Below are 20141 nucleotides of genomic sequence, written 5' to 3' on the forward strand. Positions count from 1 at the left end.
AATGCTATCTTGGCGGCGCGTACGCGCCCTGTGCGTCAAAGAGACGCGACAGATTATCCGCGACCCGAGCAGTTGGCTGATTGCGGTGGTGATCCCGCTGCTACTGCTGTTTATCTTTGGCTACGGGATTAATCTTGATTCCAGTAAGTTACGGGTTGGCGTATTGCTGGAACAGCAGAGCGAAGAGGCGCTGGATTTCGTCCATACCATGACCGGTTCGCCCTATATTGACGCCACCATTAGCGACAACCGCCAACAGCTGATTCAAATGATGCAGGCCGGTCGGATCCGCGCGCTGGTGGTGGTGCCGGTCGATTTTGACCAGAAAATGGCCCGTCCCGGCGACGACGCGCCGATCCAGCTTATCACCGACGGTAGCGAACCAAACACCGCCAACTTCGCCCAGGGCTACGTCGAAGGCATCTGGCAAATCTGGCAGCAACAACGGGCTGAAGATCGCGGCGAAACCTTCGAGCCGCTCATTGACGTACAGACGCGCTACTGGTTTAACCCGGCCGCTATCAGCCAGCATTTTATTATCCCCGGCGCGATTACCATTATTATGACGGTGGTCGGCGCGATCCTGACGTCACTAGTGGTGGCCCGCGAGTGGGAGCGCGGCACCATGGAAGCGCTGCTGTCGACCGAAATTACCCGCGCCGAGCTGCTGCTGTGCAAACTCATTCCCTACTATTTCCTCGGCATGCTGGCGATGCTGCTCTGTATGCTGGTCGCCGTATTTATTCTCGGCGTACCGTTTCGCGGCTCGCTGGTGATTCTGTTTTTTATCACCAGCCTGTTTTTGCTGAGCACGCTGGGTATGGGACTACTGATATCCACCATCACCCGCAACCAGTTTAACGCCGCGCAGGTGGCGCTCAACGCCGCGTTCCTGCCTTCAATTATGCTGTCCGGGTTTATTTTTCAGATAGACAGCATGCCGGCAATCATCCGCGCGGTGACCTACGTGATCCCGGCGCGCTATTTTGTCAGTACCCTGCAAAGCCTGTTTCTGGCGGGCAATATCCCGGTGGTGCTGCTGGTTAACGTGATGTTCTTAATCGCTTCGGCGGTGATGTTTATCGGCCTGACGTGGCTAAAAACCAAGCGGCGTCTGGATTAACTTTCCTGCACGCTTTCCCCGGGGGCGGCGCAAGCGCCTTGCCCGGGCTACCAGGGCCGCAGGGGTTTGAATTTGTAGCCCGGACAGGTGCGCCAGCACCGCCTCCGGGGATCACAAAGAGAGAATAGATATGTTTCATCGCTTATGGACGTTAATCCGCAAAGAGCTGCAGTCGCTGCTACGCGAGCCGCAGACGCGGGCAATTTTGATTATGCCGGTGCTGATTCAGGTGCTGCTGTTCCCCTTTGCCGCCACGCTGGAGGTGACTAACGCCACCATCGCCATTTATAACGAAGACAACGGCAAGCACGCTGTAGAGCTGACCCAGCGCTTCGCCCGCGCCAAAGCTTTCACCCACGTTCTGCTGCTGAAAAGCCCGCAGGAGATAAGGCCGACCATCGATGAACAAAAAGCGCTGCTGGTCGTGCGCTTCCCGGCCGATTTTTCGCGTGATCTTGATACCTGGCAGACCGCGCCGCTCCAGCTATTGTTGGATGGACGCAACTCTAACAGCGCGCAGATCGCCGCGAATTATCTCCAACAGATTGTCAAAAATTACCAGCAGGAGCTAATGGAAGGCAAAGCCAAACCGAACAATAGCGAACTGGTGGTGCGCAACTGGTATAACCCCAACCTCGATTACAAATGGTTTGTAGTGCCCTCGCTGATTGCCATGATCACCACCATCGGGGTGATGATCGTTACGTCACTTTCCGTTGCCCGCGAGCGTGAACAGGGGACTCTCGATCAGTTGCTGGTTTCGCCGCTGGCAACCTGGCAAATTTTTATCGGCAAAGCGGTCCCGGCGCTGATTGTCGCCACTCTGCAGGCGACCATCGTATTGGGGGTTGGCATCTGGGCCTATCAGATTCCTTTTGCCGGATCGCTACTGCTGTTTTACTTCACGATGGTTGTGTATGGCTTATCGCTGGTTGGATTCGGGCTGTTGATTTCGTCGCTGTGCTCGACGCAGCAGCAGGCGTTTATTGGCGTGTTCGTCTTTATGATGCCGGCGATCCTGCTTTCCGGCTACGTTTCACCGGTAGAGAATATGCCGCAATGGCTTCAGGACGTGACCTGGATAAACCCGATTCGTCACTTTACCGATATCACCAAACAGATCTATTTGAAGGATGCGAGTCTGGAAATTGTGTGGGGAAGTTTGTGGCCGCTACTGGTCATAGCGGCCACCACCGGCTCAGCGGCGTATGCGATGTTCCGAAGAAAGATCGCCTAATACCCGTCATCGTTCAAACCACAACTGCGTTGGCTCTCCTCACTCACCCCAGTCACATAGTTATCTATGCTTCTGGGGATTCGCTGCGTTGCCGCCTTGTTGTAGCTCGAACGATTTAGGGTATCCGTTTTTATCTTTCGCCAACAGTGAAACCACTGCCGGGCCTGCCAGTATCACCAGCCCGGCAAGGGCTAACAGCAGGTTATTATGCAGCACGCGCGACAGCAGCCACAGCACGATCACCGCCGCGCCGAAGTACCAGGTGGTGGTGAGTTCCTCAAGGAAATCACCAACGTCACGCCAGCGCTCATCGTGGTGACGCTGCAAAAACAGCATCGATAGTAACGTGACACCGTACAGCACGCACAAGCCTAGTCCGACGCGCACCAGCGCGCCGCTCATCCAACCCATCACCAGTACTGCCACGACCAGTAGATGCAACATAATCTGCCAGCAACTAAGACCCGTTGCGACGCGTACACGTTGTTGCCACTTCATGGCTTCTCTCCTGAAGGATTTTTCTCTGCTACTCAGAGTACCGCACTTTACGGAAAATTCCGTATCACCGCATCTTTTTGTGACCTCTACTACACTATTTCATTCAGGAAAGTGACATTGACTGGATAAATATGAATAAACAAACGCCGCGATTTTCGTTAAACGTGCTGACAATTAACACGCATAAGGGCTTTACCGCGTTTAACCGCCGCTTTATTTTGCCCGAATTGCGCGAAGCAGTTCGCAGCGTCAGCGCCGACATTGTTTGCCTGCAGGAAGTCATGGGGGCGCACGAAATTCATCCACTGCATATCGAAAACTGGCCTGATACTAGCCATTATGAATTTCTTGCCGATACCATGTGGAGCGATTACGCCTACGGCCGCAATGCGGTTTACCCGGAAGGGCATCATGGCAACGCAGTGCTTTCTCGCTTTCCCATCGAACATTATCAGAATCTCGACGTTTCCGTCGGCAACAGCGAAAAGCGCGGCCTGCTCTATTGCCGCATCGTACCGCCAGAAAGCGAGATAGCTCTCCATTTGATCTGCGTGCACCTTGGGCTGCGCTCCCATCAACGGCAGACCCAGCTCACGATGCTGTCGGAATGGGTGAATCGTTTACCCGCAGACGAGCCTGTCGTGGTGGCGGGTGATTTTAACGACTGGCAACAGCAGGCTAACCGGCAGTTAAAAGCCCAGGCCGGGCTGGAAGAGATTTTCACCCGTGCCAGAGGGCGACCGGCGCGGACTTTTCCGGTCAGCTTTCCCCTGCTGCGCCTCGATCGCATATACGTGAAAAACGCGCATGCCAGCCAGCCCAGAACGCTGGCCTTAAGAGAGTGGCGTCACCTCTCCGATCATGCACCGCTTAGCGTGGAGATACATTTGTGAAATGCAGCTGGCAGGAAGGGAACCGCATTCAGCTATTAGAAAACGGCGATAACTATTATCCGGCGGTCTTTGCCGCTATTAGTCGCGCACAGCAGCGGGTGATTCTTGAATCCTTTATCTGGTTTGAAGATGACGTCGGCTGGCAGCTCCATGCCGTTTTGTTAAAAGCCGCCCAGCGCGGCGTGCGCGTAGAAGTCTTGCTGGACGGCTACGGCTCACCGGATTTAAGCGACAGTTTTGTCGGTGAGCTCACCTCCGCTGGCGTCATTTTTCGTTACTACGACCCGCGTCCGCGCCTGTTCGGAATGCGCACCAATTTATTCCGCCGAATGCACCGAAAAATCGTGGTGATCGACGACGTTACTGCCTTTGTCGGCGGCATTAACTACTCCGCTGAGCATATGACCGATTACGGCCCGGAGGCCAAACAGGATTACGCCGTCCAGGTTGAAGGGCCGGTGGTGCTCGATATTCTGCAATTCCAACTTGAAAACCTGCCCACCAGCGAAGCCACCCGCCGCTGGTGGCTCCGGCGTCGCCATAAGCCAGAAATCAATCGTAACCCCGGCGAGGCTCAGGCGCTGTTTATCTGGCGGGATAATCAGGATCATCGAGATGATATTGAGCGTCACTATTTGAAGATGCTGACCAGCGCCCGCCGGGAAGTGATTATTGCTAACGCTTACTTTTTCCCAGGCTATCGGTTACTGCACGCAATGCGCAACGCCGCCCGCCGCGGAGTACGCGTTAAGCTTATCGTCCAGGGCGAACCTGATATCCCGATTGTCAAATTCGGCGCGCGCCTGCTCTATCACTATCTGGTGAAGGGCGGCGTGCAGATTTTCGAATATCGCCGCCGTCCGCTGCACGGCAAAGTCGCCCTGGCGGACGATCACTGGGCCACCGTCGGCTCCAGCAACCTCGACCCGCTCAGCCTGTCGCTGAATCTGGAAGCTAACCTGGTTATCCACGATCGCGAGTTCAACCAGACATTGCGCGATAATCTTAACGGTCTCATTGCCAACGACTGCCGCCAGGTCGATAAAAGTATTTTGTCGAAACGGACCTGGTGGCGGCTCGGCATCAGCGTGCTGGCATTCCACTTCCTGCGCCACTTTCCTGCCTGGGTGGGCTGGCTGCCGGCCCATACGCCGATACTGTCGCGGGTTCAGCCACCAGTGCAGCCAGAAATAGAAACGCAGGATCGCGTGGATGCGGAAAACCAGGAGGTGAAATCCTGATGGCGAAATCACACCCACGCTGGCGAATGGTGAAAAAAATCCTCACGGTGCTGTTTTTTATCGCCGTCGCAGCGCTGCTGGTGGTCTACGCACAAAAAATTGACTGGCAGGAAGTGTGGAAAGTCATTCGCGACTATAACCGCACGGCGCTGCTGAGCGCGACAGGACTGGTTATCACCAGCTATCTGATCTACGGCTGCTACGACCTGCTTGGGCGCGTGTATTGTGGTCACAAACTGGCTAAGCGTCAGGTGATGCTGGTGTCGTTTATCTGCTATGCCTTTAACCTGACGCTCAGCACTTGGGTGGGCGGTATTGGTATGCGTTACCGGCTGTACTCGCGCCTGGGACTCAGCGGGGGAACCATTACCCGCATCTTTTCGCTGAGCATTACGACCAACTGGCTGGGCTATATTTTGCTCGGCGGCATCATTTTTAGCTCCGGGATGGTGCCGGTCCCCGAACGCTGGTATATCAGCCAACCATCGCTGCAAATTCTCGGCATCGTTTTGCTGTTGATTTCCGCGTTTTATCTCTGGGCCTGCGCCTTTGCTAAAAAGCGTCATATGACGATTAAAGGCCAGCGTCTGGTGCTGCCTTCATGGCGATTTGCGCTTCTGCAAATGGCGGTATCCAGCCTGAACTGGATGGCGATGGGGGCGATTATCTGGCTGTTGTTAGGCCCGCAAGTGGACTATTTCCTCGTGCTCGGCGTGCTGCTGGTGAGCAGTATCGCAGGCGTCATCGTGCATATTCCAGCGGGCATTGGCGTTCTTGAGGCGGTGTTTATCGCGATGCTTTCCGGCGAAGAAATTTCACGCGGCGCGATTATTGCCGCCCTGCTCGCCTACCGCGCGCTGTACTACTTCCTGCCGCTGCTGCTGGCGACCATCGGCTACCTGATTCTGGAGAGTCGGGCGAAGCATCTGCGGGCGAAAAATGAGCGTAAGCTGGCGGGAGAGTAGTGAAGATTCCCCGGTGGCGCTTCGCTGACCGGGCTACCAGACCGCCATCTGCGGTCTGGTAGCCCGGTCAGATGCGCAGCATCGCCTCCGGGAAGTGATTAACGACGGTTGCCGAAAATACGCAGCAGCATCAGGAACAGGTTGATAAAGTCCAGATACAGCGTCAGAGCGCCAAGAATCGAGTATTTACGCAGCATTGACGCATCGCGAACATCAATCTGCTCGCCAATGTTTTTCAACTTCTGGGTGTCATAAGCGGTTAAGCCGACAAAGATAACGACCCCGATATAGGTCACTGCCCACATCAGCGCTTCGCTCTTCAGCCAGAAGTTGACCAGTGACGCCAGTAAAATACCAATCAGCCCCATAAACAGCATATTGCCGAAGCCGCTCAGGTCGCGTTTGGTGATGTAGCCATAAAGACTCATCGCGCCAAACATCCCGCCTGCGACTACGAAGGTACTGGCAATTGACGAGTAGGTATAGACGATGAAAATACTCGATAGCGTTAGCCCAGTTAGCGCTGAATAGAACATAAACAGCGTCGTCGCCATCCCGGCGCTGAGCCGTTGCACCATGCCAGAGAGCACGAAGACCAGCCCAAGCTGTGCAATAATTAGCCCGTAAAAGGTGATTTTGCTGGAAAACACAAACATCATGACCGCTGGGGTATTGGCGGCAAACCACGCGATAAACGCAGTGAGCAGCAGCCCGACCGTCATCCAGCCATAAACCTGCGCCATATAAGTTTGCAGGCCGCTGCGGCCCTGTACGATTGAACCGGAACGAGGGTATCTGTCCATGACTATCTCCTGATTAACGAAATTTATTTTCTAAGCGTACCACACTACCAGCGTTCTGCCGCCTTGCGGTCGCTATCTCGCGCATCAACCCAACGCTCCCCTTCCGGCGTCGCTTCACGTTTCCAGAACGGCGCGCGGGTCTTCAGATAATCCATGATAAACTCCCCCGCAGCAAAAGCGCTGCTGCGATGGGCGCTGGTGACGCCGACAAAAACAATCTCTTCCCCAGGCCACATCTCACCGATACGATGAATCACCGTAACCCGGCCCAGCGGCCAGCGCTCGCGCGCCAGTTCCACAATCTCCGCCAGCGATTTTTCCGTCATCCCCGGATAATGCTCGAGGGTCAGCGCTTTCACGCTGTCGCCAAGGTTGTGATTGCGGACCTTGCCGGTAAACGTCACTACCGCGCCGTCTTCATCGCGTTCGGCAAGCCAGGGGTATTCGTCCCCGACCTTAAAACGGTCGTGGCTGACGATAATACGGGTTTGCGTCATCTTATCCCCCGGTAACCGGCGGGAAGAATGCCACTTCATCACCGGCCGCCAGCGGATGATCAAACGAGGTCAGCGTCTGATTCACCGCCGCCAGCAGCTTACCCTCTTCCAGCGCCAGCGCCCAGCGGTCGCCGCGCGAGACCAGTTGCTGGCGAACGGCTTCAACCGTGGGTAGTCCGTTCGGATCGAGCATCAGGGAATCGGTGCCGAGCAGTTCGCGCACCTGAGCAAAAAAAAGGACATTAATCATGGGTATCTTCCACTCTGAAATCGCCGGACTTGCCGCCGCTTTTCGCCAGCAGGCGCACCGGGCCAATCACCATATCTTTCTGCACCGCTTTGCACATATCGTAAATCGTCAGCGCGGCGACGGAAGCGGCAGTCAGGGCTTCCATCTCAACGCCGGTTTTACCGGTCAGACGACACAGGGATTCGATGCGCACCCGGTTGTGTTCGGGCTGAGCCTGTAGATTAACTTCGACTTTGCTCAGCATCAGCGGGTGGCAAAGCGGAATCAGTTCCCAGGTGCGTTTTGCGGCCTGGATCCCGGCGATACGCGCAGTCGCAAAGACGTCGCCTTTGTGATGGCTGCCGTCGATAATCATGGCAAGCGTCGTCGCCTGCATCTCGACATAGGCCTCGGCGCGCGCTTCGCGAACCGTCTCCGCTTTCGCCGAGACATCAACCATGTGCGCTTCGCCCGCGGCGTTAATATGGGTCAGTTGCGACATAAATTACTTCTTAAGATGAGAGATGAAATTGCAAGGACGGGTGCGCGCATCGAGTTGCGGCGCAATAATATTGTCCCACGCGGTATGGCAAGCTTTGGTTGAGCCGGGCATCGCGAAAATCAGCGTGCGGTTCGCCACCCCGGCAACGGCACGGGATTGCAGGGTCGAAGTACCAATCTCTTCAAAAGAGAGCATACGGAACACCTCGCCAAAACCTTCCACTTCACGATCAAACAGCGGTAACAAGGCTTCCGGCGCCTGGTCACCGTCGGTAAAACCGGTACCGCCGGTGATCAGCACCACCTGTACCTCATCGCTGGCAATCCACGCCGACACCTGGGCGCGAATGGCGTAGCGGTTCTCTTTGACAATCGCTTTATCGACGATGACGTGCCCCGCTTCCTGAGCGACATCGCGCAGCCAGTGGCCAGAGGTATCATCCTCTTCGCCACGGCGATTTGAAACGGTAAGAATTGCAATACGGGTCGGGATAAACTCAGCGCTGACCTGACTCATCTGTTCGCTCCTTAAAATGAATTATCCGCCAATATACGACAGGTTCTGTGTAATACCGGTGTTGCCCTGATGCAGGAAATGGGTTTGCTTCTTATGCGTTAACGCCTCGGAAATACGCGCTTCCAGCTCCGGCTGCTGCTGCTCATCGGCCAGCAGATCGCGCAGATCGACGCCGCCTTCGCCAAACAGGCAGAGGTGCAATTTACCGATGGAAGAGACGCGCAGACGATTGCAGGTGGCGCAGAAATCTTTCTCATAAGGCATGATCAGGCCGATTTCGCCAGCATAATCCGGATGGCAAAACACCTGCGCCGGGCCGTCGCTACGCTGGCGGATCTGATGGATCCAGCCGCGGCGCAGCAGCTCGTCGCGCAGCACCATGCCTGAGATATGATGGCGGCGGAACAGGTCGCTACCCTCGCCGGTTTCCATCAGCTCAATAAAACGCAGTTGAATGCGGCGCGGTTGGATCCACGCCAGAAAGGTGTCGAGCTGGTGATGGTTAACGTCGCGCATCAGCACGGTGTTGACTTTAACTTTCTCAAAGCCAGCAGCAAAAGCGGCATCGATGCCGTCCATTACCTGGCGAAACTTGTCCTGGCCGGTAATGGCGTGAAACTGGCGGGCGTCGAGGCTATCCACGCTGACGTTAATCGCCGTCAGCCCGGCATCGCGCCAGTTTTCAACATCGCGCGCCAGCCGGTAGCCGTTGGTAGTGACCGCAATCTGACGAATAGAGGGATTTTCCCGCACGGCGGCAATAATGTCGGTAAAATCACGACGTAGCGAAGGTTCCCCACCGGTCAGGCGCACCTTTTCCGTACCAAGGGCAGAAAACGCGCGCGTCACATGACGGACTTCGTCTACGCTGAGAAAGCCTTTATTAGTGACGGCACCGGGCTTGTAGCCATCAGGCAGGCAGTAGGTGCAACGAAAGTTACACACGTCGGTAATTGACAGGCGCAGATAGTAAAACTTCCGCGCAAATGCATCGGTAAGCTGTGAAGCCATAGACACCTTTCCAAATACGGGAGACGCGGTCATTTCTTTCCGCGCCCTGGTGGCAACCGAAGTTGTCACGGCCAAAGCACCATATCTTTTGACACAGGCACAGAGGCTAGAGTGTTAGTGGGTTACGCCAAATAGTAGCGCGATAACCAGGGTTATGCCATACTCACTTTTCGTTATGCATCAATGTATATAACGGATTTATATCGCTTTTTTGACGCTAAGTGCGTGAGAACATAGCCTAATCTTCACTTCTGCTATTCGTCTTCCACCCGATACAAAACCGTCAGGTATTTTATGGTTACCCAACAAAAAGTGATATTCTCACCGCAGAAACAAGGAAAGAGACTTATTCAATGAAAATAATAAGTTAACCTTTAACAATCGCTCTACAAAGGACGTTATATTGCGATGAACCGCTCTCTGTACGCCATTCTGGCAATGCTCACGCTTTACGCCAGCGCCGCTTTCGCCGCAAAGCCCTGCTTTCACTATGACCAGGAGGTTAAACTCAACGGGTACGTTGAGGTCAGAACCTTTTTTGGCCCGCCCAACTACGGTGAAAATCCAAAAACGGATAGCCGCCAGGTGCAAAATATGCTCTTCCTGGATGAGCCCATTTGCGCAACAGCAGCGCCAGATTCCCTCTGGTATTATGAAGACGAGAGAAATCAAATAGAAGTGACGCTCCGAACAGAGAGTTCATCCAGAGCATTAACCTCCCTCGCCGGTAAACACGTCACGGTGACCGGTAAGCTTGAGCACGCCGTAAGCGGATATGACAATACCCACCTTATTTTATCCTCGGCAGAGCTGGCGGGTGGCTCAGGCAATCCGCAAAGAAAAACCATTCTGGATACCGTTCGTCCACTGGCTTCAAGCCAGGCCGGACAGGCCGTGCGAATTAAAGTCGAGCGCTTAAATATCAGCAGCGAATGGGCCATTCTGGTCGGGGAAATCGTTGCAACTCAGGGCCAAAAGCTCGACTGGTCGCTGGCGAAAGAATGCGATGCCGACCTTGATAAAATGCTGTGGACCGTGCTGAATAAAACCGCCGGGCAATGGCGCGTAAAAGAGATGACGATTTGTGCGTCAGAACCGCCCTGGTGGTATTTCAACGATGCCGATCTCACTCTCCCCTGCGAAGTTTATGCCGGACTGGAATCTGTGGATGAAAACCAGCGGTTTAACGATCTGGCGACACGTTGCAGGGCACTTAAAACCCAATCCCCTGTTGCAACAAAAAACGCCGAGCTTAACAGCCAGCAGAAGCGTCAGACTCTGAGGCAATTCCAGTTATTCCAGCAGGCGCTAAAGACGGAAAATATCCCGGCGGTGAAGTCTTTTATCGCTTTTCCGCTTCAGTGGGATGACATGGCCCTCTGCGGCCATGTCATCCCGCATCGTTATCGTCGATATACAGCACCACCTGCTTTTCAAAATCTCCGTCGCCATATTCGAGGTAGTGCTGGAGCGTTAAATACCCTCTGCGCTTTGCCACACGCCATTTGCAGTAGCGATCCGGCCATTCATCAACAGGCTCGCCGAATAACAGAGTCAGACGCGTCTTTAAATCCTGATAGTGCCTTTTGATCCACCCGGCGTAGTCGGACTCCAGAAACTCATACTCTCCCCACTCCTCTTCCCGGCAATAGACATCGGCCAGCGTAATAATTGCGCCAAACTTAATTTCATCTTCATCGACTTCATCGGCGTTGAAGTCGTACTCCTCACCTTCAAACTGCGCGCCGCTACCGCCAATTTTATTGACCATAACAAAAGGTCTGGGTTTGGTCGCAATCAACGCATTAACCGCATCGCTAAGAGCTTCACCGGGGTAAATTTCTGCTGGCGAAGCCGTAAAGAAAAGATAAGGCATCCAAACGTTCTGGTAATCGAAGAGGCGAATAACCTGGTTTTGGGCATTTTTCAGCACGGCGATTTGCCGAACGTCATCAAACAATAGCGTCGCCACCGTCTTTCCTTGCGTGCTCACATACTCAAGCTCGTGGCGGGAAACAATAAAAATAACCGTGTTGCTTGCAGAAAAACCGACAATAGTGTTTTCCGAATCGATCAGCGGCTCCATCCACCGCCGCTGGTGAATAAATTGACCTTGCGTCGTAAGAATTCCCCACAGCCCATCCAGGGTTCTGACAATCGCCGCGCCAGCCTGGTAAAAGTCGGTGCCGTAGCTTAACAGCTCAGGCGTCAATTCTTTACCGCTCGCGAGATTGACATAGCGTACGTAGAGGCCGCCTTTGCCACCGGAACGTACGATGCCGTTCACCATCTTCGGCGCGTCAATGGTTTCAATTTCGAACGTCCGTTCGCCGTAAGAATTATAAAACTCGCACTTCTCTTCATCACCCCAGCGCTGGGCACAGCAGAATCCACAGCTATCATAGTGCGATATCAGATCGTAAACCGGCTCCACAACCCAGTTCCCGCCCCTATCAATCAACCCATATTTTCCTGAGGGCGCAGAAAATGGCGCAACGCCATTGGCCGAAAAGCCCTCCCCATATCCTTCACGGACTGGAATGATAAATGTGCCGCAGTCATCAATGTAACCGGTAAAGATACGGTTTCCTGCCCGGCGGTGAAAGCAGGCTATTCCGCAGGGGCTGAATTCGTCAAACCACTCTCTTTCAAAAGCACCTGAGTGAGGTAATTGAATGGTCGTTTGCTCACCAGAGGAGTTCACTATGACAAAGTCACATTGCTGAGTCATTGCGATAGACAATCCCTCTACCATTGGGGTCAATGTTCGGTAAGAACAGGGAATCACTCGCTCACCTGAGCGGTTAACGATCCCCCATTTTCCGTCTTCGCATACCCGTGCCAGCCCATGGAGGTTAAAAGCACGAACGTCATCAAATTGCGGCGTAGCGATCCATTCTCCAGCTAAAGAGAGAAAACCGCGTTTGCCATTTTCCAGAGTAACAACCAGCCAGGGAGCTCCACCGTCAAGAGGAGCAGATTCATAGCCAACATGAGGATAGAAAAAAGATTTTTCTTCCCCTGCGCTGCTCAGATAAACCTGTCGTTTTTCCTGGCCATAGCGAACGGGAATAGTTAAATCGAACAGCGTTTCCATTATCAAACCAGGTGGTCTCGGTTAAACGAATCACCAGACCAATCAGCGAAAATTAGCCTGCATTCAGAAAATCCGGCAAATATGCGGATTTAATGAGCAAGCGATACTATCACTGACCGATCCTGCTTTTTTAACAAATAGCCATGTCCGGAGAGGCTATTATGGTCACTGTGCTGAAATATTAGCGATGTCATCAAAGCCCGGGCATCGTTTTTTAAGGTGAAATCGGTTAGTGTGTGCCCGTTTAATTGATATAAGGAATTTCTATGCGCAATCGTACTTTCGCCGATCTTGATCGCGTTGTGGCGCTGGGCGGCGGGCACGGACTGGGGCGAGTGATGTCCTCCCTCTCCTCTCTGGGTTCACGCCTGACCGGCATTGTGACAACAACAGATAACGGCGGCTCCACGGGGCGAATTCGCCGCGCGGAAGGCGGCATCGCCTGGGGCGATATGCGCAACTGTATTAATCAATTAATTGCCGAACCCAGCGTAGCATCGGCGATGTTTGAGTATCGTTTTAGCGGTAACGGAGAACTTTCCGGCCATAACCTCGGAAATCTGATGTTAAAGGCTCTTGATCACCTTAGCGTACGGCCTCTCGAAGCGATCAATTTGATCAGAAATCTCCTTAAAGTCGACGCGTTTCTGATCCCGATGTCGGAACAACCTGTCGATCTGATGGCGATTGACCACGAAGGGCACGAAGTTTACGGCGAAGTAAATATCGACCAGCTTGTCAGCGTGCCGCGCGAGCTCATGCTCTCTCCGCCGGTTCCCACTACCCGTGAAGCGATAGAAGCCATCGCTGAAGCCGATTTAATCCTGATCGGCCCCGGCAGTTTCTATACCAGCCTGATGCCAATTCTGCTGCTCGATGAAATGGCGCAAGCCCTGCGCCGCACGCCTGCGCCGATGGTATTTATCGATAACCTCGGCAAAGAACATAGTCCAGCAGCCAGCCTGACGCTGGCGGATAGAGTCGCCATTATGGAGAAGCATATCGGCAAACGCGTTATCGATGCGCTCGTTATCGGCCCGAAAGCCGATATCAGGGGGATTGAAAACCGGGTGGTGATTCAGACGCCGCTGGACGCCAGCGATGTGCCCTATCGTCACGATCGCCGGCTATTACGCAGCGCGCTGGAAAAGGCAATTCAGGCATTAGGTTAATTCTCAAACTCACCTTTCAGGCAACGTATTCCTCACAGGCTTAAAATCTTAAGGTTGTCTTAAAAAAGAATTGGCAGCATAGCGAACATCTCTTTATGCGGACGTTCGTTATGTCGTTATTTTCTTTTCGCCGACCGGTTCTTAGCCGTACTGTCTATCTGATTCTCTTTGCCTGCTACATTGGGCTGGCGCTAAATATCGCCTTCTATCGCCAGGCGTTTACTCTGCTACCGGTCAACGGCGTACACAACTGGCTGGTCTTCCTCAGCATGCCAATAGTCGCCATCAGCGTGATGAACATCATCACCACGTTAGCGTCGTTCCTGAAGCTCGACCGCCTCGTTATCAGTTTGTTTATTCTGCTGAGCGCCTCAGCTCAGTATTTTATCTGGACCTTTGGCGTGGTTATCGACCGGGCGATGATCACCAATATTTTCGATACCACGCCTGCTGAAAGCTTTGCGCTACTCTCCGGAAAAATGGTCCTGATTCTGGGGCTCTCCGGCGTTCTGGCGGTAGGCGTGGCCTGGTGGGTTAAGATTCGTAAACCGCAAACGCTGTGGCGTAGCGTTGCTATGCGTCTGGTGAGTATCGTGGTTTCAGCGCTACTGATTATGCTGGTTGCCGCGCTGTTTTATAAAGACTACGCCTCGCTGTTTCGCAACAACAAAGAGCTGGTGAAGTCGCTGAGCCCATCAAACAGTATCGTGGCTGTAAACTCATGGTATGCGCATAACAGAATGGATAACCTTCCGCTCGTAAAAATTGGTGAAGATGCCGTGCAGAAGCCGGGAATGCGCAGCGGACCGCGAAAAAACCTGACCATCGTGGTTTTAGGCGAAACCTCACGCGTAGCAAACTTTTCTCTCAACGGCTACTCCCGCGAGACCAACCCGCGCCTGAAACAGGATAACGTTATCTACTTCCCTGATACTATCTCCTGCGGCACCGCCACCGCGGTTTCCGTACCGTGTATGTTCTCGAATATGCCACGCGCCCATTATGATGAAGAGCTTGCGCACCACCAGGAAGGCGTGCTGGATATCCTGCAGCGGGCCGGAATTCAGGTGCAGTGGAATGACAACGACGGCGGCTGTAAAGGGGCCTGTGACCGGGTACCACACCAGAACGTCACCGATCTCAAGCTGAGCGGCCAGTGCATCGACGGCGAGTGCTACGATGAAGTGCTGTTCCACAATCTGGATAGCTATATCGACAGCCTTCAGCAGGACGGCATTATTGTTCTGCATACCATCGGCAGCCATGGCCCGACCTACTATAATCGCTATCCGGCGCAGTTTAAGCAGTTTACGCCGACCTGCGATACCAATGAGATCCAGAGCTGCACCCAGCAGCAACTCACCAATACCTACGACAATACGATTTTGTATGTCGATTATGTAGTCGACAAAGCGATAAAATTACTGCAGTCAAAGCAGGATAAATTTACCACCAGCCTGGTGTATCTCTCAGATCACGGCGAGTCGCTGGGCGAAGATGGCGTTTATTTGCACGGTCTGCCGTGGTCCATCGCGCCGGATACGCAAAAGCATGTGCCGATGCTGCTGTGGCTATCGCCGGATTATCAACAGCGTTATGGCGTTTCCAGCCAGTGTTTGCAGCAAAAAGCGAAAACGGAATCGTATTCGCAGGATAATCTCTTCTCCACCCTGCTCGGTCTGCTCGGGGTCAGTACCCGCGAGTACCAGGCAACAGACGATATCTTAACGCCATGTAGAGAGGCAGGCCGATGAAAATTTTAGTCATTGAAGACGATGCGCTCCTGTTACAAGGATTAATTCTGGCAATGCAAAGCGAAGGCTACGTTTGTGACGGCGTGTCTACTGCTCACGAAGCGGCGCTCTCTCTGGCCAGCAATCACTACAGTCTGGTGGTGCTCGACCTGGGCCTGCCGGATGAAGACGGCCTGCATTTCCTGGCGCGCATGCGCCGGGAGAAATTCAGCCAGCCGGTGCTGATCCTCACGGCCCGCGATACCGTTGATGACCGTATCAGCGGCCTGGATACTGGCGCAGATGACTACCTGGTTAAACCGTTTGCCCTGGAAGAGCTGAATGCGCGTATTCGCGCCCTGCTGCGTCGCCATAACAATCAGGGGGACAACGAACTGACTATCGGCAATCTGCGCTTGAACGTCACCCGTCGTCTGGTCTGGCTCGGCGAACAGTCTCTGGATTTGACGCCTAAAGAGTATGCCCTGCTCTCTCGCCTGATGATGAAAGCGGGTAGCCCGGTACACCGTGAAATTCTCTACAACGATATTTATAGTTGGGATAACGAACCGGCCACCAACACGCTGGAAGTGCATATCCACAATCTGCGCGATAAGGTCGGTAAATCACGCATCCGCACCGTCCGGGGCTTCGGCTATATGCTGGTCAATAATGAGGAGACGGAATAACGCTATGGCTCTGTTTGTGAGTGAAAACTGGACCATGCGCCATCGCCTGCTGCTGACTATTGGCACGATTCTGGTAGTGTGCCAGCTGATCAGCGTGTTCTGGCTGTGGCATGAAAGCCAGGAACAGATACAACTGCTGGTAGCCAGCGCCATTGAAGGGCATAACAACCAAAAACATATAGAGCATGAGATACGTGAAGCAGTTGCCAGCCTGTTGATCCCAAGCCTGCTGATTGTCGGCCTGGCGCTGTATATCTCCCTGCTGGCGGTAAAAAAAATCACCAAACCGCTTTCCCGCCTTCAGCAGGAGCTGGAAAGCCGCACCCCGGATAATCTGCAGCCGATCGCCCTGAAAGAATCGGTTCCAGAAGTGACGGCCGTCACCACCGCGATTAATCAGTTGGTCTCCCGCCTGAATTTAACCCTCGATCGCGAACGTCTGTTTACCGCCGACGTCGCCCATGAGCTGCGCACACCGCTGGCCGGGCTGCGTCTGCATCTGGAACTGTTAGCGAAGGTGCACAGCGTTGGCGTAGATCCGCTGATTCAGCGCCTCGACCAAATGACCAACAGCATTAACCAACTGCTTCAGCTGGCGCGCGTCGGCCAATCGTTCTCTGCCGGAAGCTATCAGCAGGTTGCGCTAAAAGAGGATGTTATCGAGTCGCTACAAAGCGAGCTGGAAGCCATGCTGGAACAGCGTCAGCAGAAGCTGGTGCTGAACAACCATGATGATGAGGCGGTTGTTTCGGGCGACGCCACGCTGGTGCGGGTTATTTTACGAAATCTGGTGGAAAACGCGCATCGTTACAGCCCGACAGGGTCAACGATAAAAGTGACGATAACACCCGGTCCGACGCCCGTTCTGGCGGTGGAGGATGAAGGTCCAGGGATTGATGAGGCAAAAAGCGGCGAGTTGAGCAAAGCGTTCGTTCGCATGGACAGCCGCTATGGCGGTATTGGCCTGGGATTAAGTATTGTTACCCGCATCGCCCAACTGCACGATGCCCAGTTCTTTTTACATAACCGCCAGCCAGGACCCGGCGTTCGCGCCTGGGTACTCTTCCCAAAAGCTTCCCGTCAGAACGTCAATACCCACTGATGGAAGAAGGCTACGACGATAACAAAGGCGCAGGTGACTGCCAGGTATTCGCGAAAGGTTAATTTTTGCATGGCGCTATCCTCATTAGATTGAGGATAGTTTCGCCAAACAATATTAAGCCAACATTAAGGGCCACGGTAAAACTGGATTGAACTTGTGACTGAAAATCCCGGGTCGTGGCGTATCAGACCACAACATTTCCCGGAGGCGATGCTCCGCATCTGTCCGGGCTACAAGAGTGCACCCTGCACGGACCCGTAGCCCGGGCAAGGCGCGTCAAGCGCCGCCCCCGGGAAAATAGCGGCACACTGGGTTAATATCCCGGAGGCGATGCTGCGCATCTGTCCGGGCTACCGGACCGCAGACGGCGGGAGCCCCGTGGTCCGGTAAGATACCGGATGATATTGACCAGAAATCTATGAAGCCGCGATAAACAGATCGCGCAGCTGATGAAGCTGGTCACGAATTTGCGCCGCTTCTTCGAACTCCAGGTTCTGCGCATGCTGCATCATCTGCCCTTCCAGCTCATGAATCTTCTGCTGTAGCGCTTTCGGCGTTAGCGTCAGCTCTACGGCATCTGCTTCAACTGGCGAGCGGAACTTACCGCGTCCCTTGGTTTTGGTTTTCGCGATATTCTGACCCAGCGCCAGAATATCCACCACTTTCTTGTTAAGCCCTTGCGGCACAATGCCGTGCTCTTCATTGTACGCCTGCTGTTTCTCACGGCGGCGCTCGGTTTCACCGATCGCTTTCGCCATCGACGGGGTAATCTTGTCGCCGTAGAGAATCGCCTTACCGTTGATATTACGCGCCGCGCGGCCAATGGTCTGAATCAGCGAACGTTCAGAACGCAGGAAGCCTTCTTTATCGGCATCCAGAATAGCCACCAGCGAGACTTCCGGCATATCCAGACCTTCACGCAGCAGGTTGATGCCCACCAGCACATCAAATTCACCGAGGCGCAGGTCGCGGATAATCTCCATGCGCTCGACGGTATCGATATCCGAGTGCAGGTAGCGCACCCGCTCGCCGTGCTCTTCCAGATATTCGGTTAAGTCTTCCGCCATGCGTTTAGTCAGAGTTGTAACCAGTACGCGCTCGTTGATGGCGGTGCGGATGCGAATTTCCGACAGCAGGTCATCCACCTGAGTCGCTACCGGACGCACTTCAATCACCGGATCCAGCAGCCCCGTTGGCCGGACAACCTGGTCCACCACTTCGTCGCCGGATTTATCCAGCTCATAGGCGCCCGGCGTTGCCGAAACGTAGATCGTTTGCGGCGCCAGGGCCTCAAACTCTTCAAACTTCAGCGGACGGTTATCCAGCGCGGACGGCAGGCGGAAGCCATATTCCACCAGCGTCTCTTTACGCGCCCGGTCCCCACGGTACATGCCGCCGATTTGCGGAATAGTCACGTGGGACTCATCAATCACCAGCAGGCCATCAGCAGGCAGGTAGTCAAACAGCGTCGGCGGCGGCTCGCCCGGCCCGCGCCCAGAGAGATAGCGCGAGTAGTTTTCAATCCCTGAGCAGTAGCCCAGTTCGTTCATCATTTCGAGATCGAACTGCGTACGCTGGCTCAGGCGCTGCTCTTCCAGCAGCTTGTTGTTCTCCAGCAGCACCTTACGCCGCTCCGCCAGCTCGACTTTAATCTCTTCCATTGCCTGGACGATGCGCTCGCGTGGGGTGACGTAGTGGGTTTTCGGATAGACGGTGAAGCGTGGGATCGTAGACTCAACGTGACCGGTCAGCGGATCGAACAGCGACAGGCGTTCGACTTCTTCATCAAACAGTTCAACGCGCAGCGCGATATCGTCAGATTCCGCCGGGAAGATATCAATGACTTCGCCGCGCACGCGGAAGGTACCGCGCTGAAAAGCCTGATCGTTACGGGTGTATTGCAGCTCGGCCAGACGGCGCAAAATGGCGCGCTGGTCGATTATCATGCCGACCGTGAGGTGCAGCATCATCTTCAGATACAGGTCAGGGTCGCCCAGGCCGTAAATAGCGGAGACCGACGCCACTACCACCACATCACGACGCTCCAGCAGCGCTTTGGTCGCTGACAGACGCATCTGTTCGATATGTTCGTTAACAGAAGCATCTTTCTCGATGAAGGTGTCCGAGCTGGGTACGTACGCTTCTGGCTGGTAGTAGTCATAGTACGAGACGAAGTACTCCACCGCGTTCTCCGGGAAGAACTCTTTCATCTCGCCGTAAAGCTGCGCCGCTAGGGTTTTGTTCGGCGCCAGCACCATCGTCGGGCGCTGGAGATCGGCAATAACGTTGGCGATGGTAAACGTTTTACCTGAGCCGGTCACCCCGAGCAGCGTTTGATGCGCCAGGCCATCTTCCAGCCCCTCTTCCAGGCGACGAATGGCTTCCGGCTGGTCGCCGGATGGACGGAAAGCAGAATGCAGCTTGAATGGTTTACTCATCAATCAGAACCTGAAGAAGGGTTGAACGGCAGGTGTTTAATTCTACCCTTCAGCTCAGCTTTTGCCAATAAAAAATACTGGATATAAAAACAGTATCATATTATCGTATCCTGGCAAACTTGCTCTTTTTCGCCCCATCAGGAACGAATAAAAGCCCCTTTACGGGATAATCCACCAGACCGTAGGGTTATCCCCAGAAATTTTTGACATTTAACATTTGTCAAGCAAGGGGATGAATGTTTTATGGCAGTCGGTGACACTTTTCTTACAGGCATTGCTTTTATTTAAGCAATTGATTTTTAAAAAAATTCAATAAAAGACGGGTTTCGCGTCAATTCGCCCGCAGGCCGCGTACTCTCTAGCTTACCGCAAGTTTTCTAACTCTAATACACAAG

18 protein-coding genes, 1 pseudogene and 1 riboswitch are annotated in these 20141 nt (G+C 54.0%); of the genes and pseudogenes, 10 read left to right on the plus strand and 9 right to left on the minus strand.

Annotated elements, in window-relative coordinates; translation table 11 throughout:
* Nucleotide 1: 1 nt before the first annotated feature.
* Both FN082_RS01585 and FN082_RS01590 read left to right on the plus strand, forming a co-directional pair.
* Nucleotides 2–1123 (plus strand): ABC transporter permease, encoded by a 1122-nt coding sequence (locus tag FN082_RS01585; RefSeq protein ID WP_139538803.1) that lies wholly within the window; start codon nucleotides 2–4, stop codon nucleotides 1121–1123.
* 130 nt (nucleotides 1124–1253) lie between these two features.
* Nucleotides 1254–2360: an ABC transporter permease gene (locus FN082_RS01590; RefSeq protein WP_139538802.1), complete on the plus strand. Its 1107-nt coding sequence runs from the start codon at nucleotides 1254–1256 to the stop codon at nucleotides 2358–2360.
* A 60-nt stretch (nucleotides 2361–2420) separates the two neighbouring features.
* On the opposite strand, the gene FN082_RS01595 is transcribed toward FN082_RS01590, so the two are convergent.
* A complete protein-coding gene (locus FN082_RS01595; RefSeq protein ID WP_139538801.1) occupies nucleotides 2421–2858 on the minus strand; it encodes a YbhQ family protein in 438 nt (145 codons plus the stop codon).
* Between the two features lie 131 nt (nucleotides 2859–2989).
* Between FN082_RS01595 and FN082_RS01600 the strand changes: the two genes are divergently transcribed.
* The 3 genes from FN082_RS01600 to FN082_RS01610 are packed head-to-tail and all read left to right on the plus strand — an operon-like array spanning nucleotide 2990 to nucleotide 5957.
* Nucleotides 2990–3751 (plus strand): endonuclease/exonuclease/phosphatase family protein, encoded by a 762-nt coding sequence (locus FN082_RS01600; RefSeq protein WP_139538800.1) that lies wholly within the window; start codon nucleotides 2990–2992, stop codon nucleotides 3749–3751.
* The gene (gene clsB, locus FN082_RS01605) at nucleotides 3748–4992 is read left to right on the plus strand and encodes a cardiolipin synthase ClsB (RefSeq protein ID WP_139538799.1); all 1245 of its coding nucleotides are present in this window, start codon (nucleotides 3748–3750) and stop codon (nucleotides 4990–4992) included. The genes FN082_RS01600 and clsB overlap by 4 nt, the downstream gene beginning before the upstream one ends.
* Entirely contained in the window at nucleotides 4992–5957 is a 966-nt protein-coding gene (locus FN082_RS01610) for a lysylphosphatidylglycerol synthase domain-containing protein (protein ID WP_142465799.1), read from the plus strand. Before clsB ends, FN082_RS01610 begins: the two co-directional genes overlap by 1 nt.
* A 98-nt stretch (nucleotides 5958–6055) precedes the next feature.
* Here the strand turns inward: FN082_RS01610 and FN082_RS01615 are convergent, their stop codons facing one another.
* From FN082_RS01615 to moaA, 6 genes are all read right to left on the minus strand, one after another.
* Nucleotides 6056–6760 carry a Bax inhibitor-1/YccA family protein gene (locus FN082_RS01615; RefSeq protein ID WP_142981039.1) on the minus strand — a complete coding sequence of 235 codons (705 nt, stop codon included), beginning with the start codon at nucleotides 6758–6760 and terminating at the stop codon, nucleotides 6056–6058.
* Nucleotides 6761–6804: 44 nt separating this feature from the next.
* A complete protein-coding gene (moaE, locus tag FN082_RS01620; protein WP_139538796.1) occupies nucleotides 6805–7257 on the minus strand; it encodes a molybdopterin synthase catalytic subunit MoaE in 453 nt (150 codons plus the stop codon).
* Between the two features lies 1 nt (nucleotide 7258).
* Entirely contained in the window at nucleotides 7259–7507 is a 249-nt protein-coding gene (gene moaD, locus FN082_RS01625) for a molybdopterin synthase sulfur carrier subunit (RefSeq protein WP_139538795.1), read from the minus strand.
* A complete protein-coding gene (moaC, locus tag FN082_RS01630; protein WP_112216970.1) occupies nucleotides 7500–7988 on the minus strand; it encodes a cyclic pyranopterin monophosphate synthase MoaC in 489 nt (162 codons plus the stop codon). Before moaC ends, moaD begins: the two co-directional genes overlap by 8 nt.
* 3 nt (nucleotides 7989–7991) lie before the next feature.
* Nucleotides 7992–8504: a molybdenum cofactor biosynthesis protein B gene (moaB, locus tag FN082_RS01635; RefSeq protein WP_139538794.1), complete on the minus strand. Its 513-nt coding sequence runs from the start codon at nucleotides 8502–8504 to the stop codon at nucleotides 7992–7994.
* A gap of 21 nt (nucleotides 8505–8525) precedes the next feature.
* Nucleotides 8526–9515: a GTP 3',8-cyclase MoaA gene (gene moaA, locus FN082_RS01640; RefSeq protein ID WP_139538793.1), complete on the minus strand. Its 990-nt coding sequence runs from the start codon at nucleotides 9513–9515 to the stop codon at nucleotides 8526–8528.
* Nucleotides 9503–9641: riboswitch (molybdenum cofactor riboswitch) on the minus strand. It overlaps the preceding gene by 13 nt.
* Before the next feature lie 282 nt (nucleotides 9642–9923).
* Here moaA and FN082_RS30090 point away from each other — a divergent pair.
* Entirely contained in the window at nucleotides 9924–11105 is a 1182-nt protein-coding gene (locus tag FN082_RS30090; RefSeq protein WP_139538792.1) for a DUF4431 domain-containing protein, read from the plus strand.
* 799 nt (nucleotides 11106–11904) lie between these two features.
* Here FN082_RS30090 and FN082_RS30095 read toward each other — a convergent pair.
* Nucleotides 11905–12612, minus strand: a pseudogene (locus FN082_RS30095) (WG repeat-containing protein); the annotation flags it as partial.
* 266 nt (nucleotides 12613–12878) lie between these two features.
* Between FN082_RS30095 and yvcK the strand changes: the two are divergent.
* The 4 genes from yvcK (at nucleotide 12879) to pmrB (ending at nucleotide 17308) form a co-directional block, all read left to right on the plus strand.
* A complete protein-coding gene (gene yvcK / locus FN082_RS01655) occupies nucleotides 12879–13784 on the plus strand; it encodes a uridine diphosphate-N-acetylglucosamine-binding protein YvcK (RefSeq protein ID WP_142981041.1) in 906 nt (301 codons plus the stop codon).
* Nucleotides 13785–13894: 110 nt separating this feature from the next.
* Nucleotides 13895–15538: a phosphoethanolamine transferase EptA gene (gene eptA, locus FN082_RS01660; protein ID WP_142981042.1), complete on the plus strand. Its 1644-nt coding sequence runs from the start codon at nucleotides 13895–13897 to the stop codon at nucleotides 15536–15538.
* On the plus strand, nucleotides 15535–16206 hold the full coding sequence (gene pmrA, locus FN082_RS01665; protein ID WP_139538788.1) for a two-component system response regulator PmrA: 672 nt from the start codon (nucleotides 15535–15537) through the stop codon (nucleotides 16204–16206). The genes eptA and pmrA overlap by 4 nt, the downstream gene beginning before the upstream one ends.
* A 4-nt stretch (nucleotides 16207–16210) precedes the next feature.
* Nucleotides 16211–17308 (plus strand): two-component system sensor histidine kinase PmrB, encoded by a 1098-nt coding sequence (gene pmrB / locus FN082_RS01670; protein WP_142981043.1) that lies wholly within the window; start codon nucleotides 16211–16213, stop codon nucleotides 17306–17308.
* Nucleotides 17309–17724: 416 nt separating this feature from the next.
* Here pmrB and uvrB read toward each other — a convergent pair whose 3' ends face one another.
* Complete coding sequence (gene uvrB, locus FN082_RS01680) at nucleotides 17725–19746, minus strand: excinuclease ABC subunit UvrB (protein WP_139538786.1); 2022 nt, start codon at nucleotides 19744–19746, stop codon at nucleotides 17725–17727.
* Between the last annotated feature and the right edge of the window lie 395 nt (nucleotides 19747–20141).

The sequence above is a fragment of the Klebsiella spallanzanii genome (assembly GCF_902158555.1).
GTDB classification, from domain to species: domain Bacteria; phylum Pseudomonadota; class Gammaproteobacteria; order Enterobacterales; family Enterobacteriaceae; genus Klebsiella; species Klebsiella spallanzanii.